Origin of the sequence: Microcystis sp. LE19-41.2A (assembly GCF_027530405.1) — a bacterium.
GTDB lineage: Bacteria > Cyanobacteriota > Cyanobacteriia > Cyanobacteriales > Microcystaceae > Microcystis > Microcystis aeruginosa.
Map to the genome: position 1 here is coordinate 14702 of NZ_JAPZQJ010000101.1, position 17516 is coordinate 32217.

Here is a 17516-nt window from a genome sequence, read left to right on the forward strand (position 1 = left end):
GACTCGATAGGGAGGATTGGATTGTATGGTCAAGAGATCGCTCCAGGCCTCCCCTTCGGGAATTAAACAGGCTAAACGAGCCTTTGATCTCAAGGGGTGGACTCAGGAAAATCTAGCAGGGGAAGTGAACTTAAAGACCCGCCAGCCGATTTGGCGGTTTTTCACAGGAAAACCCGTTGATCGCCAGGTTTTCCTGGAAATTTGTTCGATTCTGGATTTGGATTGGCGGGAGATTGCCCTCGCTCCGCCCGCAGAATTTCCTGAACCCGGAGAACTGGCGAAAACTAATATTGATGCTCTGGTGCAAGAGGTGCGAGCGCAACGCCTGGACACCATCCAAAACCAGTGCGGCATCTTGCAGTTACTAGACATCAGCCATCCGGTCAACATTGATGACATCTATGTGGATGTCAATATTTTGGCGGAAATTGCCAGTCAACAGTGGGTGGAGATTGCCGATTGGCAAAACTTGGGTCCCGCTGAATTCGATCGCGTCGGTTTGGGAGAGGTTGAGCAGAAGCAAATACCCGGAATGCAGGCTGTTGAAACTTACTCAAAGCTTAGAGTTTTGGGCAGGCCGGGGGTTGGCAAAACTACCTTTTTGCAACATCTGGCGATTCAGTGCAACCAAGGCGAGTTTGCGGCGAATCAAGTGCCGATTTTTATCTTATTGAGAGAATTTGCCGAGGAGTCCAGTCCCAGTGGTGAATTTAGCCTGTTCAACTACATCCGTCAGGCATTGCTCACCTCGGGAATTTCCAACCCATCTGTGCTGGAAACCTTACTGCAAGCGGGCAGAGTCCTGCTGTTGCTCGATGACATGGATGAAGTGCTCAACCAGGACATTACAGCGGTTCTGAGAGAAATTCGCCAATTCTCAGAAAAGTATCATCGCAATCGATTTGTAGTAACCTGTCGCACCGCTGCCCAAAAACTCCAGATTCGAGGTTTCACTGATGTAGAAATTGCCCCCTTTACCCAGGCACAAATCAGCACCTTCGCGCAAAAGTGGTTTGTGGCACTGAGCAAAACGACTGCTCAAGCGGGGCAGGAGCAGTCGGCTCAGTTTATGCAGAAGTTGGACTTGCCGGAAAACTGGCAATTTCGGCAACTGGTGGTGACACCTCTGTTTCTGCATCTCGCCTGCTGGGTGTTTCAGGGTCAAGGGAAATTGCCGAGCAAGCGGGCTGAGTTTTATAAACAAGGGCTGGATTTGCTGCTGGGTAAATGGGATGAAGCGAGAGGAGTCGAACGCGATCAGGTTTACCGGGGGTTTTTATTGCCCCAAAAATTGAGGCTGTTGAGCCAGCTTGCAGCAGTTACTTTTGAACAGGGGCAGTATTTTTTTGAGCAACGCACGATTGAGCAATACATTGGCGACTATTTGCGGAATTTGCCAGGTGCAACCCTGGAAGCAGAGGAACTCCAACTCGAAAGCGAAGCCATGCTGAAAGCGATCGAGGCACAGCATGGACTCCTCACAGAGCGGGCGCGAGGAATTTTTTCATTTTCTTATCTGGCATTTCAAGAATACTTCACGGCTCGAAAAATAGTTGCCAGCCATAATTTGCAGGCATTAGAACAAGCACTGGGAGGGTTGGTGAGTCACATCACCGATTCCCACTGGCGCGAAGTCTTCTTGTTAACGGCTGCCATGTTGCGAAGTGCAGATGCGCTGGTGCAGTTGATGAAGCAACAAATTGATGCCTTAGTCGCGCAAGACTCCTATCTGCAAGAGTTTTTGAGTTGGGCCAGCCAAAAATCCCAGCAGCTCCCAGACGAAACCAAAGTGGCGACCGCACGCGCATTTTACCTTGCCCTTGCCCAAAGCCCGCATACGGCAGATCGCTTTGCCTTAGCCAGCACGCTCGCTCAGGGGATGTTTTTAGATGCGGCGTTGGAGAACTTGCTGGTAGAGTTTGCCATCGACCACAGTCAGGATTTTGCCTATGTCAATGCTTGTAGCGAGGCACTCAACAACATTCTGGTGATGGTTCTGGATGCTGGATTTTATAAGTCTTTGCAACAATTGAGAGACCAACTGCCACCTCCGAGTCAAAACCTGGAACGGCTTCAGCACTGGTGGCAGAAAAACTATTCTGCCTGGGTGGAACAGTTGCGGGGTGCGATCGCCAATTATCGCAATATTCATCACCCCTGGCAGTTTACGACTGAGCAACAGCAGCTGCTCCAACGCTACTATGAGGCCAATCAACTCCTGATCGATTGTTTGAATAGTAACTGCGAAATAACAGCCGCAATCCGGCAAGAAATTGAAGCCACGTTGCTGTTACCTCAAAAGGACTTGGAAGATCGGGAATGGCAAGGAGATTAAATTGATAGACCACTCATTTGGATTTTACGGGTTCGCTTTCTTTGGGATCATCCTGGTGCGATACTTTCTCGTGGCTGGGGGAACCTATTTGTTCTTCTATTCGCCCTTGAGTCAGTCCTTTGTCAATCACAACCTGCGGCATTGGTCTCCCTCTTGGCGATCGATTCAACAAGATATCACGCTCTCGGTTCTTTCGGCGGGGGTGTTTGCGCTGGCGGCGGCTTTCATCATGACAGGATACAGTTGGGGCATTACCCGCTTATACAGCCACCCTCAACAGTATGGGCTGTGTTATTTAGGGGTTAGTTATGGCGCTGTGTTGGTTCTCCAGGATGCCTATTTCTATTTCACCCATCGCTTGTTTCACCACCCGTCACTCTTTCGGTGGTTACACCAGGGACATCATCGCTCCCGCTATCCTACCCCGTGGACTTCGTTTGCCTTTGACCCACTAGAGGCGATCGTTCAGTCTCTCTTCCTGGTCGGCATTGTCTTTGTCCTTCCCCTGCATTTCATCACGTTAATTGCGGCACTCACCACGATGACGATCTGGGCAGTGTTAAATCATCTTGGGATCGATCGCTTGCCCTCCTCATTTCCCCATCATTGGTTGGGTCGGTGGTTTATTGGTCCTGCCCATCATTCCATTCATCATCGCAAGTACACCGTACATTACGGTCTATATTTCACGTTCTGGGACAAACTCCTCGGAACTCAAGACCCCGATTATGAGCAGAAGTTTGATGAGCGTCTGACGGGTAAAGTCGATGGAATTTAACTCGTGCATCGCCCGTTACATTTTGTCTCGTATTCAAGCAATTCATACAGACTCAATCAATTCACGCATCAAATCAAACAACCGCCTGTTACAGTAATGCCAAGAGCAGAATTATCAACTCGCATCAGGAAATTCAATCGCTATAGTTCGCCATACTATAGGATTTACAAAGCTTTTACCGCATAGCGTTGGAGGGAAAAATGACTTTAACTAACCGTAAACGAGCCGTGGGAATCTTCTCTAGCTATCAAGAGGCAGAGAAGGCACTGAATGGATTACGAGATGACGGATTTGCCATGAATGAGGTATCAATCATTGCCAAAGAGCCTGAACGACTGGAGCAGAGCCACCGGATTGGTGAGACACGAGTTCAAGAGCTTACCGAAACAAAAACAACTCATATTGACGAAGGAGCAAAGACCGGGGCAGCGGCAGGCGGAGCCATCGGAGGACTGACAGGCTTGCTGGTTGGGTTGGGCATATTGGCAATTCCTGGAGTGGGCCCCGTCATGTTGGCAGGGGCGGCTGCAACTGCGATCGCTACCACGTTAGCTGGCGGTGCAATCGGGACGGCTACCGGAGGTTTGGTAGGTGGTCTAATTGGTCTAGGAATTCCAGAAGATCGGGCACGAGTCTATCACGATTATGTGGTTCGTGGAGACTACCTGTTGATCGTGGACGGTACAGATGCTGACATCCTTCAGGCTGAAACAATTCTAAAGCGCCGAGGGATTCGCGAGTGGGAAATTTACAATGCCCTAGCAATTGAAGGCTATGTCGATCCTCCTGCTTCTCGTTTGTAAAATCGGAAATTATTAAAGGATTTGCATCATGAAAAAGATCACAACTTTAATCCTCAGCAGCCTTCTACTGATTGGAACTGTGGCTTGTGAGAACAACGCTAAAACTAGCACCAACGCCCCTTCTTCCACAGAGGAAACGGGGCAAGTTCCTGATACTAAAACAGTCCAAAAGAACCAAAGCGATGCGTCTAGTCAAGTGCGCCGAAATCAACTCAATTCTGATATTCGCGCTCGTGAGCAACGCAACAATCTAACTGGAGGAGATGCGGATCGCGCCAACAGTGACCTTTCCAGTGAAGTTCGCTCTAAGCTAGAAGCCAACATCCCGAAAGGGCAACTTACAGTTTCTGCTAAAGATGGAGCGGTAGTCGTCTCTGGAACCGTAGAAACTCAAGAGCAACTCGACAAAATTGACCCCTTGGCAAAACAAATCAAGGGTGTCAATAGTGTCAAAGTTACAGCAAAAGTGGCGTTGTCAAATTGAAAGATGCTCCGAATCAGCTTGGAACTGAAATTACTTTGATAGCAAGGATTGCATTGCATCTTTCATATTCTAATCTGACAACGCCGCAAAAGTTGCGGTGAGCATCTCACCTTTGTAACTCCTAAATTAAGTTTTATGTCAAGCTATTTTGAAAGCCTTACCAGAAGCAAGTTTTAGCGACAAGCATAATTACTCACTTGCATAAATGAGATGCTCCCAAGTTGCGCCAGCAGCTCCAGCTAAAAAGAAGTAAACAGAAGATAGCAACTGTAACTAACCTTGAAGACAAGGGGCTTAAGCCCCTTGTCTAATCATTGCTTTAGGACTTACGCATTGACAGAATTTCCGTAGTATGCCTTTGAACTTCAGACTATGGCTTCCAAGTTATTGAGGTCAAGGAAGTTGGATGCTAAATTATTGACAATAAAAGAGCGGATGACCTCAGTAAATAACTCCCTTTGTCAGGAATACCAATTAACAATTTGCGCTTTAAATCGGAGAAATTCTAACTGGGGTTTGCTGAATAATGGTAAAACCCTTTTAAAATAAGGCTTTTGACCTGTTAAAATCCGATGTTCATGCTGCGAAAATAGGATTAAGACCTTCAAAAATCTTGCATTATCCTTTTTTTAGTACATAAACTGGTACAAAAAAAAGAGGGCAACAAAGCCTGAAACGACCGGCTACTGACGACCGGCTACTGACTCCTAACCCCACCAACAAACTTTTTGCCGCTAACCCTATTTAGTTCCTAGTTCAACCGAGACTAACCGATTCACATGAGGAGCAAACAAACCCCGAAAGCCCTTGTCTTTAAGAGTATTCATGGTTTCTTTGGCAGCATACCAACTATCTCCTGTGACTGTCTCTGGTTTCAATCCCCAAGCTTTTACTTCGTCCAACATTTCTAAGAAATATTCATGTTTTGTCTGACCCTCCTGTTTATTAACGATTCAATAATTAACGGGAACTGACCTTCCTTTACAATCGGTATAATATCAGGTAACTACGTTAATACCTTTGACTACTTTTTTGTGTTTACCACCAGTAAAAGTAATCGATTAACTCAGCTTTAGCTGGGTGACTATAAGGCTTGTCAATTAAGCTAAACGGCGCTTAACCTGCATGATCCAACAGCTATAACCCTTTTGGAGTCTATATCGGTGATCCGAAGTAAAAGCCGTTTAGCTTACCATGTCGTCTGTACTGATTGTTCCTCCTTCAAGTTCGATTTGAGGAGCCACTTCATCAAACAAATCCTTGAATGTATAGTTCTCTCGCCACAAGAAACGATTGACACTGTCATGAGATAAATTGCCCAGAATTTGAGCCAAACGAACACAGCTTATATATTTAGGTTCGCCGAGCAAAAATAGGGTGTAAATAGCCAGATTACATTGAGCAGTTGTTGGCTTCGTAATGTTTCTCATCAGTTGTTCTGTTATAAGAGATGCCCTTGTGTCAGGAAATCAAATCGGAGAGGGTTTTGTCAAGAGTCGAGAGAGAAATTGTATCTAAGACTAACAAAATTAGACCACCCACATTTAAGCCTTTTTGTCAATGCGTAATTTCTATGCTTGCAGAAACGGTATCGTTACATTTTGTGTCGTATTCAAGCAATTCATACAGACTCAATCAATTCATACAGTAAATCAAACAACCACCTGTTACAGTAACACCAGAAGCAGAATTGTTAGCTCAACTTAGGTAAGCAGTTCTCAAATCCAACAAATTCAATAAGGAGAGCATCATGAGCTTAAAAGATAGAGCCGAGGCAACCGCCAAAAATATCGAAGGTAAAGTTCAAGAAGCAGTAGGAGATCTGACTGGCGATCCCAAAGCTCAAGCAGAGGGCAAGGAAAAACAGGCAGAGGCAAAAGTTCGTCACACTATCGAAGATGTGAAAGATGAAGTCAAAAAAATTATTGATTAGTAGGTCGTTTGTCACGGCAACCGCCATTCAGACAAATGATTGAAACCAGGCTTTCATCGGAACTCTTCCTCAAAAAATGGTTTCTTTCGAGACAGGTGAAACACTAGGACAAGGCGGCGTAAATAAACCCAATATTACCAGATATCTAGCTTCTCAAAGAAGTCGAAGATCTCTCCCTCGGTAAATAAACTTACGCCGTCAAAGACTAGAAAAATCTTTCTCGAAAGGGTCTAGACAGTAGTTGTTCATCATCCATGTATCATCGATTCATCAAATTCTTTTTTGGAGTTAAAATGATGTCACTTCAACAGATTCGTCGCTTTTTTGTCACCATTATTTTAACTATAATGCTGGCAATTACTATAGCTTTTGATTTTGGAACTACAAATAGTTGGGCTGCAACTTTACCCACCCAATCGCAGACTCAAATCGCAAGCATGAATCGAGCCAAGGCAGTTACGAAAAATATTGAAGGCAAAGCTCAAGAAGCGATTGGCAACATGACAGGCGATCCCAAAGATCAGATGATGGGAAAAGCCAAGCAAGTCGAAAGTCAGGCTCGTAACGCAGCAGAAGATATAAAAGACCAGATGAAGTTAAAAGGGCGGGCAAAAGCAGTCACAAAGAACATTGAAGGCAAAGCTCAAGAAGCGATAGGTAAAGCTACTGGCAACCGCCAGGATCAAGTTGCTGGAAAAGCTAAACAAGTCGAAAGCCAAGTTCGCAATGCAGTAGAAGACGTAAAAGATACGGTTCAAGATATACTCAATTAAGGATCGATGACTGAATTTTCATTACTTTTCTCTAAATCAAGGAGGGAAATATGTTCGATCTCGTTTGGACTGCTGTTGTTATACTTTTCATCCTCTGGTTGTTAGGATTCTCCATTAACATTGGCGGCGGCTTAATCCACCTGCTTTTGGTTTTGGTGCTGATTGGCGTTGTCTACAACTTGTTTATGAGGCGACGGTAATTGTTGATTCTCGAACACAGAAAGGGTCACAAAATCGGGAAAAAGCAAGAATCAAAGTAGCTAAGATTCAGGCTCGAGTTACCGATAGCAGAAAAGACCATTTACATAAGCTAACCACTCAATTAGTTCGTGAAAACTAAACGATTGTAGTTGAAAATTTAGCGGTAAAAAACCGGGTAAAAAACCCCAAGGTAAGCGCATCTTAACAATCCTTGACAAAATGAACTTTATGTGAGTTGCTTGCCCACGATTCAGGCATATTTGAGGAGAATTTGCCATCTCAATTGTTAAGCAAAAATCGACCCAAATGGGTCGATTTCGTAACTATTCTGATTGACTGGTATCACTTGAAATGCCCACGCGGATGACAAAATTGGCCAATTGTCAATAGCGTTTGAGATGCTCTCACCCTGTAAAAAACCCGAAACTAGCTCAAGCTATAGCGTTTCCTAAGCTAGTGAGGTACACCTATTTTTCTTCCCTTTTGCCTAAAACCCATCACTTTTGTACCTCAGCAGACTGAAAAACGCTATATATCAGATGTTAGTTGGGGAGAAATCACTCGACAATGAGCCTATAAATGCCGTTGGTATGGGAGAAACTATCGGGAAATAGATATAGCATTTCTGATTCACAAGAGGTACATTCCCGAGCCTGAACAGCTTAATCAGCAAAGGTTTAACTGTGCCGCACAGATGCGAGAAACGCTATAGATGGTTTCCTAGTTCAAAACGGTGCAATAATTGTGGGCATATCGTTGAGAAAATGCCGTTAAGTGTCCGAGAATGGGATTGTCCAGACTGTGGGACGCACCATGACCGAGATATTAACGCCAGTAAAAACATTTTGGCCGCAGGGCTTGCGGTATCAGTCTGGGTCGCGAGTGTCAGACCCGAACAGAGTAAGTCTGTGAAGGCAACTGCTAAGAAGCAGAAACCTAGATCGTGAGGTCTAGGAATCACCGTCCCTTTTAGGGCGGTGAGGATGTCAATCCCACCCCCTAAATCCCCCTTAAGGGGTAATTCTATCGTCTCCCCTGAAAGGGGAGATAAGAGAGGAGTGGGGACTGAGGGGGGTGGGGGCTGGTTTGCTCAACCGAACGGTATTGGGTAGGGGAGGTGTGAACGATTATAATTTAATTTTATGTTGTTGTGCTGTTTAGTTATTCAAGGAGTTTTTGTATGGAATCCACAAAAGAGCGAGGGCAATTAATCATCATTGGTGGAGCAGAAGACAAAGATGGAGATTGTCAAATCTTGCGAGAGTTTGTTCGCTGTGCTGGCGGGACTAAAGCTAAAATTGCCGTGTTAACGGCGGCAACAAGTGAGCCTCGTTCGGCTGGAGAAGCCTATACCCGAGTGTTTGAGCGACTCGGTGTCGAGGATGTATGTGTCCTCGATACCATTCACAGGGAAGATGCCGACGATCCAGAAAACCTGAAAATCATTGAGGAAGCCACAGGAGCGTTTTTTACCGGGGGAGATCAAGCCCTAATCATTGAACACATCAAGGGAACTCAGCTAGATACCTTACTTCACCAACGCAATCGGGAGGGAATGGTGGTAGGTGGGACAAGTGCCGGTGCTGCCATCATGCCCGATCTGATGATTATTGAAGGAGACTCCGAAACCAACCCACGCATGGACGCGATAGAGATGGGTCCGGGAATGGGATTTCTGCACTCAGTGGTGATCGATCAGCATTTTGCCCAGCGCGGACGGCTAGGTCGCCTGATTTCCGCTCTCTTACAGCAGCCAGCTAACTTAGGCTTTGGCATTGACGAAGATACAGCAGTAATTGTGGACGGTGACGAATTTAAAGTGGTGGGGCGTGGGGCTGTAACAATTGTCGATGAATCAGAAGCAACTTATGATAATTTAGACGAACTGCTCAAAGATGAAGCGATGGCAGTGTGTGGAGTCAGGTTGCACATCTTACCTCAAGGATTCCGCTTTAACTTGAAAACTCGCAAGCCCGTTTTCTCTCGATCAATAGAGTTAAAGGATAGCAATCCTAAAAAGGAGGCAGAAGTTGAAAGGGAGTAGGTCGGAGGGAACAATCAGTGGTGGCTTGTACCCGCCACTGATTGGAGAATTTATTTAAATCAGAAAAATATTGACTCTGAGGTCTAAGAATGAATCACGATCGGGATGATGAAACCAATCTTGAGCGGCGACAAGAACTGCTACATGATGAAGAGGCTTTTCGACTTGATCAAGAAGAGAAACGCCTGCGATCTGCCAGACGAAGTAATACCTTAAATTGGATAATTAATAGCATTTTCGGGCTGGCAGGAATAGTGCAAATACTACTGGTAATGAGGTTCTTGCTGCGTTTGTTTGGTGCGAACCCACAAAATCAATTTGCTCAGTTGATTAATCATCTATCTGCACCTTTCATTGCGCCATTTTCCACCTTATTCATTAGTCCTGCTTCATCTGGTGGAGCAAACATATTTGATGTTAATATTGTGATTGCGATCGTAGCCTATGCTCTCTTGAGCTATACTTTGCACGGCTATAACTTGCATTTTTTCCTCAAATCACTCTAGTATTAGATAATGCCCGCTATCAAAAATGTAAAATTGTTGAATAATTGGCTCTTTCTTTGTCAATAGAATTACTCTATCTGCCGTCTTATTGCCTAATCTAAATTTAATTGAAAGCCTGGGGAAATTTGTCAAAAAGAAATGTTTGTATGGTAAATATTATGAAAACTTTTCCGACTTTTCTTCAGCTATTTATGAATGTCTGAATGATGCCTATCTGAAACATAAAAAAGAACTGGATTCCTTGCTCACTCTAGGATTTCAGAAGTTTAATAAATCTCAGATTATGAACGACTAAAGTATATCAGTTATCAGTCATCAGTAATCAGATGTGAGTTTTCAGTTCACAAGGGCCGAATCTAAAACCTAATTGGTTAAGCTAAAAGCTTTGATGTGCCTAGTTTCTAACCTTCTTTTTAGGTGAGAGAATTGCCAGATTCTTTCTTTTGCCTCTTGCATGAGTGACTCTTGCCTTCAGAACCTGATTACTGTTTACTGTTTACTGACCACTGAAAAAAAACTCCCATCAACAGTGTCTCACTGATTACTGTTTACTGTTTACTGATTACTGTTTACTGATTACTGAAACAACTCCCAACACTTAATATATGAAATGGACAGATAAAGATCAGATAATTATGCAAGGGATCGATCGACCCCTAGGCAAATATTATGCGGCACGATTGAAAGCTCAGGGAAGCTGTTTGGTAGCGGGGGTGGCTAGTGGCCCCGGTGGTGAGATAATCGCAGAGATACCAGTGTTTGATCTAGTGGCCGAGGCCGTTGCTGAAGCCGGAGAAATCCAAACCAGTTTAATTTTAGTCCCCCCCAATCAAGTCCTAGATGCGGCCTTAGAAGCGATCGCAGCAGCAATTCCCCAATTAATTATCGTCACCCCCGGAGTTCCCCCCTTGGATCTGGTGGAATTATTAAAGATAGCTAGTACCACCGGGACATTAATTCTCGGCCCCGGCAGCCAGGGTGTGATTATTCCCAATTATCTTTGGTTGGGTATTTGTGAACCGAATTTTTATCAATCGGGGACAATCGGTCTGATCACCCGCGGCGATCGCATAGGGGATGAAGTGGCGAAAACTTTAACAGCAGCGGGGTATGGTGAATCTATGGCGGTAAATTTGGGTACTGACGGCATTATTGGCTCCAATTTGTCCCAATGGTTGCAGGTTTTTGAGGAAGATGACAATACCGAGGCAATTCTCCTCGTCAGTCAGGTGGGGGGAAAGGCCGAAATCGAGGCAGCCAAATATATTGCCTCGGCGATCGAAAAACCAGTGATTGCCTATCTTGTGGGGTTAAATGCAGCGATTGAAACCAATTTCGGCGATACAGAAACAATTATTTCTAACCAACTTTCCTACTCTGTTGCCGCTAAGAATACCAGAAAAGATAGCTTACGTCATTTTCAAGAAGCTGGGGTGACAGTGGTAGAAAAATTAGCCGATTTACCTGCCTCTTTAGCTAAAGTTTTGTCCTGAATTTGACCCCATTGCTCCAATAATATTTATAATCAGACAATATTCTGTCAAAATAAGCACCTAACAGGGTGTTTCACCCCATCCAGGGGATTTTCGATGACAATTCCTGAGAGCTACTATATCATGGTAGATCACCTGTGATTCCTCAGACCGGCCAAGATAAAGATGGCAACAGGCAAAAATTAGGAAAAATCAGCGACAATCGAAACGGCAAGATCAAAAAAAATTCTATTCTAGATTGACCCTTTCAGCAGACCAACTATCCCACCCTTCTAGACAACGACCCTAAGGATAACTTCTATGGCGCAACAAAATAACCTAAAAACCGACAATATACACCAAATCGATCCCTATTGGGGTCCCCCATGGCTCGTAGAGGAACGGGACGCTTGCGGAGTCGGTTTTATTGCCGATGTGCGCGGTTCTGGCAGCCATCAACTGATTGAACAGGCCCTTTTAGCCTTAGGTTGTTTGGAACACCGGGGAGGCTGCAGCGCCGATCAGGATTCCGGTGACGGTTCCGGTATGATGACCGCTATCCCCAGAGATGTCCTCGCTCCTTGGTTCGCCGAAAATGGCTTAAATATGCCAGAATCTGAGCGACTAGGGGTGGGTATGGTCTTTCTTCCCCAAGCAGCCCAAGAACGCGCCGACGCTAAAGCACACATCGAAGAAATTGTCAATAAATATAATATTAAGATTTTAGGTTGGCGCGCTGTTCCCGTCCGTCCCGAAGTCCTCGGAAGACAAGCAAGGGAAAATCAACCCTACGTCGAGCAAATTCTGGTTACTTCCCCCGATTTAGCCGGTTCTCAATTCGATCGCCTACTCTATATTGCCCGTTCTGAAGTCGGTAAGCAACTGGCCGATGATTTCTATTTCTGTTCCTTTTCCTGTCGCACCATAGTCTATAAAGGCATGGTACGGGGCGAAATCCTGCGAGAATTCTATCTAGACCTGCAAAATCCCGCCTATAGCAGTCAATTCGCTATTTATCACCGACGTTTTAGCACCAATACCCAACCAAAATGGCCCCTCGCTCAACCGATGCGCTTATTGGGTCATAACGGCGAAATTAACACCCTTTTGGGCAATATTAACTGGATGTCGGCCCGGGAACCCGCTTTAGAAACGGAAGGTTGGACCCACGAAGAATTACAATCCCTGACTCCCATTGTTAACCCCGCTAACAGCGACTCCTATAACCTCGATAGCGCCCTAGAATTATTGGTGAGAACCGGTCGCAGTCCCCTAGAAGCAGCTATGATCCTAGTGCCGGAGGCCTACAATAATCAGCCGGATTTACAGGATTATCCCGAAATTATCGACTTCTACGAATACTATAGCGGTTTACAGGAACCCTGGGACGGTCCGGCTTTACTGGTATTCAGTGACGGGGGAATCGTCGGCGCTTGTTTGGATCGCAACGGTTTGCGACCGGCCCGTTATAGCATTACTAACAACGGTTATATCGTCGTTTCCTCGGAAGCGGGAACTATTCCCCTCGATGAAACCACCATTATGGAAAAAGGTCGTCTCGGCCCCGGTCAAATGCTCGCGGTGGATCTGGAAAAAGGCGAAATTAAGCGTAATTGGCCGATTAAACAGGAAATTGCCCGCTCTAATCCCTACGGTGAATGGGTGAAATCCCAACGCACCTTTATTGACAAAGAAACAGCGATAGACATTCCCTCTCCTAGTCATCTCCTTCCCAGGCAAACCGCTTTCGGTTATACTGCCGAAGATGTGGATATGATTATCGTTCCCATGGCAGAACAGGGAAAAGAACCGACTTTCTGTATGGGTGATGACACTCCCCTAGCGGTCCTCTCCAGTAAACCCCATCTTCTCTACGATTACTTTAAACAACGTTTTGCCCAAGTTACTAACCCCCCCATCGATCCCTTACGGGAAAGTTTAGTCATGTCCTTGACTATGTATCTGGGACGACGGGGCAATATACTTAAATTAGGGGTTGATGACGCACATTTACTGAAATTAGACTCTCCCCTGCTCAATAATGCGGAATTAGCCAAAGTTAAAACCTCTAGCTACAAAACAGCCGAACTTTCTACCCTTTATGATCTGACCACCGGCCCCCGGGGATTAGAAACAGCGATCGCTCATTTGTGCGCTGAGGCCGCCAAGAAAGTAGCATCGGGAGCGGAAATTTTAATTCTCAGTGACAGGACTGCTCCTATTGACGAAAAAACTAGCTATATTCCTCCTTTATTAGCTGTTGGTGCCGTCCATCATCACCTGATTCGCTCACACTTGCGTTTAAAAGCTTCCATCGTGATCGACACGGCCCAATGTTGGAGTACCCATCACTTCGCTTGTCTAATTGGTTATGGCGCTTCCGCAGTCTGTCCCTATCTTGCGTTAGAAACGATCGCCCAGTGGTGGATCGAGCCAAAAACTCAGAAATTGATGGAAAATGGCAAATTAGAAGCTATTAGCCTCGAAAAAGCCCTAATTAATTACCGCAAATCCGTAGAAGCGGGATTACTGAAAATCCTCTCGAAAATGGGTATTTCTCTCCTATCTTCCTACCATGGGGCGCAAATTTTTGAGGCGATCGGATTATCGGCAGATTTAGTTAAACTAGCTTTTAACGGTACTACCAGTCGCGTCGGGGGTTTAAGCATTGCTGAGGTGTCCCAAGAAGCGATCGCATTCCATAGTAAAGCTTTCCCCAATCTTACCGCTAAAAAACTAGAAAACTACGGTTTTGTCAACTACCGTCCGGGGGGAGAATACCACATGAATTCCCCGGAAATGGCGAAAGCACTCCATAAAGCCGTGGCCGCTCACTCCCAAGGTCAAGGATATGACCATTACGAAACCTATCGTCAAATCTTGCAGCAAAGACCTGTCACCGCTTTACGCGATTTATTAGAATTTAACAGCGATCGAGCTTCAATTCCCCTCGAAGCAGTAGAATCGATCGAAAGTATCCTGCAACGCTTCTGCACAGGGGGAATGTCCCTCGGTGCCTTGGGCCGGGAAGCACACGAAACCCTAGCGATCGCCATGAATCGCATCGGAGGTAAGTCCAATTCCGGAGAAGGGGGAGAAGATCCGATCCGTTACACCAGCTTAAGCGATGTGGATGCAGAAGGACATTCCGTGACTATGCCCCATCTAAACGGCTTAAAAAACGGTGATACAGCCAATTCTGCCATTAAACAGATAGCTTCGGGTCGTTTTGGAGTCACTCCCGAATACTTAATGAGTGGAAAACAGCTAGAGATTAAAATGGCCCAAGGAGCAAAACCGGGAGAAGGAGGTCAATTACCCGGGAAAAAAGTCAGTTCCTATATTGCCATGTTACGGCGATCGAAACCGGGAGTAACTTTGATTTCTCCCCCTCCTCACCACGATATCTACTCGATCGAAGATTTAGCACAATTAATCTACGATTTACACCAAATTAACCCCCGGGCCAAAGTTTCCGTCAAATTAGTGGCCGAGATCGGTATCGGTACAATTGCGGCCGGAGTTGCCAAAGCTAACGCTGATATTATCCAGATTTCCGGTCACGATGGTGGTACAGGTGCATCACCCCTAAGTTCGATCAAACACGCGGGTAGTCCCTGGGAATTGGGAGTGACGGAAGTGCATCGGATGTTAATGGAAAATCAACTGCGTCATCGGGTGATTTTGCGCGCAGATGGAGGACTAAAAACCGGTTGGGATATCCTCATGGCTGCTCTCATGGGTGCGGAGGAATTCGGTTTTGGTTCCATTTCCATGATTGCCGAGGGGTGTATCATGGCCCGCGTCTGTCACACGAATAATTGCCCTGTGGGAGTCGCTACCCAGCAGGAACGTCTCCGCACTCGTTTTCCTGGAATTCCCGCTCATGTGGTCAATTTCTTTACTTTGGTGGCCGAGGAAACGCGGCAATTATTGGCGAAATTAGGCTATCACAGTTTAAATGAGGTGATTGGCCGGGCAGATCTGTTAAAAGTGCGCTCCGATGCTCGTTTAACTAAGACAGAATCCCTCAATCTCGATTGTTTGTTGAATTTACCCGATGGCCGTAGCGATCGCTCTTGGTTGCAGCACGAGGAAGTACATAGTAACGGTGCTGTCCTCGATGAGGAAATTCTAGCCGATAGCGAGATTAAACAGGCGATCGAGCAACAGGGAACCGTCAGCAAAACCTACAGGATTGTCAATACCGATCGCTCCGTCGGGGCGAGAATTGCGGGGGTAATTGCCCAAAAATACGGTAATGATGGCTTTGAAGGCGAAATTAAGCTCAATTTCCAGGGCGCAGCTGGTCAAAGTTTCGGAGCATTTAATTTACCCGGTGTCAATCTCCATTTAGAGGGAGAAGCTAACGATTATGTGGGTAAAGGCATCTACGGCGGCGAAATTGTCATCTTACCGCCCCAAAACGCCAATTATCAGCCCGAAGATAACGCTATCATCGGTAATACCTGTCTCTACGGGGCCACCGGTGGGGTGTTATACGCTAATGGTCGCGCTGGTGAACGCTTTGCTGTCCGCAATTCCACTGCAAAAGCGGTTATCGAAGGGGCCGGGGACCACCTCTGTGAATACATGACCGGTGGGGTAATTGTCGTGCTTGGTTCCGTCGGTCGCAACGTCGGCGCCGGGATGACGGGAGGATTAGCTTATATCCTTGATCCGTCCCTACCGGAGAAACTTAACCCCGAAATTGTCAAGATTCAACGGGTTGGCACGGCTGCCGGTGCGGAACAGTTAAAATCTTTAATTGAGGCCCATGTAGAACGCACTAATAGCCCCAAAGGTAAGTTAATTTTAGCTAATTGGGATAGCTATCTCGGTCAATTCTGGCAAGTGGTCCCTCCCTCGGAAGCGGATAGTCCCGAAGCGCAAATTAGCGCGGAGAAAACCTTAACTTCGGTGTAATTTCTTTGGGGTGCGTTACGCTTTGTTAACGCACCCATTGATTAATTTTTTGACTGCGGAGTTGATTAATGGCCATGCTGCCCATCCCCACCACCTATACTAGCTATACCCAAGCACAGGAACATTTTCTTCAGGTTTTAGAACAAGTAGAACTGGGAAACTCGAAAGATTATCTCAGACAGCTGCTACCACTTCTCTAGAAGAATTACGTCAAGAATTGGAGACCGAGATTGAGCCAGAAAAAGCCGCAGAGGTCTGAAACCGAAATTGTGCGAGTTTTTCCTCAATTATGCCTAATCCAGTATTCCGTCAACCCCGTTAAGCTTTTTTCACGAAAATAACGTCTTTTTCGACCTTGACTTGATAGGTGGTTAGATTGCCTTTTGGGGGTTTATTCGTGACGACCCCAGTGGCGGTAAATTTTCCCGGATGGCAGGGACAAGCTAAAATCTGTGCGCCAGTATCCCATTTCACCGTACAGCCTTCATGGGTACAAGTCGGGTTTACTGCACTGATCTTTTTCGTCTTTTTCTCCCAGATCAGGAGCAAGGAGCCGACCGGGGATTTTTTATCCAGAAAACTGCCTTTGGCTTCCAATTCTTTAAGGGTAATGCCCGTCACTTTCACAAAGCCATCCGCCGCTTGGGCCGGGGTCATCTCTTGGTCGGTAGCCGTCCCTAGGATTTCTGGGGCGCAGGCCATGGCTCCGCCAACACCAACGAGGGCAACAAATTCACGACGATTCATGGGATTAGGTTTTTCCAAAAGTAACGTTAACTTTCACTGTACCGTAGAAGCTCTTTCCATTCAATTAATTTCTAAGTGCGAGTAGAGAGGGCCCGTAAGCAAACGCCTGACCAGGATTAGGCTTCAGAAGCTAGTTGCGACCGATAATTAATTTTTGAGGGTTCAAAAATGGCAAAAATAAGGATTAAATGGCATAAAATATGTAAATAGACTATTTAGTTAATTATTATTCATTCTTAATTCTCCTGACTCCTGACGACCGACTCCTGACTCCTAACCCTAACAACAATTTTTGATTTTTACAACACTCCTAATGAATCCCCTCGTCAATTATTTTCGCAACCTGCACGAAATCCACTCCTCCCAACCAGCAGTAAAAGAAACCTCCTACTACGGCACTCTCGAAACTCTGCTTAACGAAATCGGTAAAACCCTAAAACCGCGAGTCCGCTGCATTATCAACCTCAGAAATCAGGGTGCGGGATTGCCGGACGGGGGACTTTTTAACGTCGAT

Annotated in this window: 14 protein-coding genes and 5 pseudogenes; 16 read left to right on the forward strand and 3 right to left on the reverse strand. The window is 45.8% G+C overall.

The features are described 5' to 3' along the window. Positions 1–25 precede the first annotated feature (25 nt). The 4 genes from O9290_RS04345 to O9290_RS04360 all read left to right on the forward strand — a co-directional run bounded on the left by O9290_RS04345 (position 26) and on the right by O9290_RS04360 (position 4400). Positions 26–2335 carry an NACHT domain-containing protein gene (locus O9290_RS04345; RefSeq protein WP_288059038.1) on the forward strand — a complete coding sequence of 770 codons (2310 nt, stop codon included), beginning with the start codon at positions 26–28 and terminating at the stop codon, positions 2333–2335. Position 2336: 1 nt separating this feature from the next. After that, positions 2337–3113 carry a sterol desaturase family protein gene (locus O9290_RS04350; protein ID WP_288059040.1) on the forward strand — a complete coding sequence of 259 codons (777 nt, stop codon included), beginning with the start codon at positions 2337–2339 and terminating at the stop codon, positions 3111–3113. 200 nt (positions 3114–3313) lie between these two features. Next, the gene (locus O9290_RS04355) at positions 3314–3916 is read left to right on the forward strand and encodes a general stress protein (RefSeq protein WP_288059042.1); all 603 of its coding nucleotides are present in this window, start codon (positions 3314–3316) and stop codon (positions 3914–3916) included. A 28-nt stretch (positions 3917–3944) separates the two neighbouring features. Beyond that, entirely contained in the window at positions 3945–4400 is a 456-nt protein-coding gene (locus tag O9290_RS04360; protein ID WP_002763227.1) for a BON domain-containing protein, read from the forward strand. A 740-nt stretch (positions 4401–5140) separates the two neighbouring features. Here O9290_RS04360 and O9290_RS04365 read toward each other — a convergent pair. Next, positions 5141–5305: a hypothetical protein gene (locus O9290_RS04365; RefSeq protein ID WP_002752244.1), complete on the reverse strand. Its 165-nt coding sequence runs from the start codon at positions 5303–5305 to the stop codon at positions 5141–5143. Positions 5306–5584: 279 nt separating this feature from the next. After that, a complete protein-coding gene (locus O9290_RS04370; protein WP_502846444.1) occupies positions 5585–5830 on the reverse strand; it encodes a hypothetical protein in 246 nt (81 codons plus the stop codon). 320 nt (positions 5831–6150) lie between these two features. On the opposite strand from O9290_RS04370, the gene O9290_RS04375 reads away from it, so the two are divergent. The 11 genes and pseudogenes from O9290_RS04375 (at position 6151) to O9290_RS04425 (ending at position 16514) form a co-directional block, all read left to right on the forward strand. Next, a complete protein-coding gene (locus O9290_RS04375; RefSeq protein ID WP_002763229.1) occupies positions 6151–6333 on the forward strand; it encodes a CsbD family protein in 183 nt (60 codons plus the stop codon). 296 nt (positions 6334–6629) lie between these two features. Further along, on the forward strand, positions 6630–7106 hold the full coding sequence (locus tag O9290_RS04380) for a CsbD family protein (protein ID WP_002803199.1): 477 nt from the start codon (positions 6630–6632) through the stop codon (positions 7104–7106). 50 nt (positions 7107–7156) lie between these two features. Further along, positions 7157–7306: a lmo0937 family membrane protein gene (locus O9290_RS04385; protein ID WP_110546089.1), complete on the forward strand. Its 150-nt coding sequence runs from the start codon at positions 7157–7159 to the stop codon at positions 7304–7306. 8 nt (positions 7307–7314) lie between these two features. Then, positions 7315–7443, forward strand: a pseudogene (locus O9290_RS04390) (transposase); the annotation flags it as partial. 396 nt (positions 7444–7839) lie between these two features. Continuing rightward, positions 7840–8254 (forward strand): annotated as a pseudogene (locus tag O9290_RS28420) (zinc ribbon domain-containing protein); the annotation flags it as partial. Between the two features lie 233 nt (positions 8255–8487). Then, entirely contained in the window at positions 8488–9351 is an 864-nt protein-coding gene (locus O9290_RS04400; protein ID WP_288059044.1) for a cyanophycinase, read from the forward strand. A gap of 89 nt (positions 9352–9440) precedes the next feature. Then, positions 9441–9857, forward strand: a complete 417-nt coding sequence (locus tag O9290_RS04405) for a YggT family protein (RefSeq protein WP_043999469.1) — start codon at positions 9441–9443, stop codon at positions 9855–9857. Next, positions 9848–10152, forward strand: a pseudogene (locus tag O9290_RS04410) (transposase); the annotation flags it as partial. The gene O9290_RS04405 and the pseudogene O9290_RS04410, both read left to right, overlap by 10 nt. Positions 10153–10462: 310 nt before the next feature. Continuing rightward, positions 10463–11350: a succinate--CoA ligase subunit alpha gene (locus O9290_RS04415; protein WP_288059046.1), complete on the forward strand. Its 888-nt coding sequence runs from the start codon at positions 10463–10465 to the stop codon at positions 11348–11350. Between the two features lie 300 nt (positions 11351–11650). Then, positions 11651–16255: a glutamate synthase large subunit gene (gene gltB, locus O9290_RS04420; RefSeq protein ID WP_288059047.1), complete on the forward strand. Its 4605-nt coding sequence runs from the start codon at positions 11651–11653 to the stop codon at positions 16253–16255. Between the two features lie 68 nt (positions 16256–16323). Continuing rightward, a pseudogene (locus O9290_RS04425) lies at positions 16324–16514 on the forward strand (hypothetical protein). A 59-nt stretch (positions 16515–16573) separates the two neighbouring features. Here the strand turns inward: O9290_RS04425 and O9290_RS04430 are convergent. Then, complete coding sequence (locus tag O9290_RS04430; RefSeq protein ID WP_002774671.1) at positions 16574–17002, reverse strand: QcrA and Rieske domain-containing protein; 429 nt, start codon at positions 17000–17002, stop codon at positions 16574–16576. 313 nt (positions 17003–17315) lie between these two features. Between O9290_RS04430 and O9290_RS04435 the strand changes: the two are divergent. Then, a pseudogene (locus tag O9290_RS04435) lies at positions 17316–17516 on the forward strand (hypothetical protein); the annotation flags it as partial.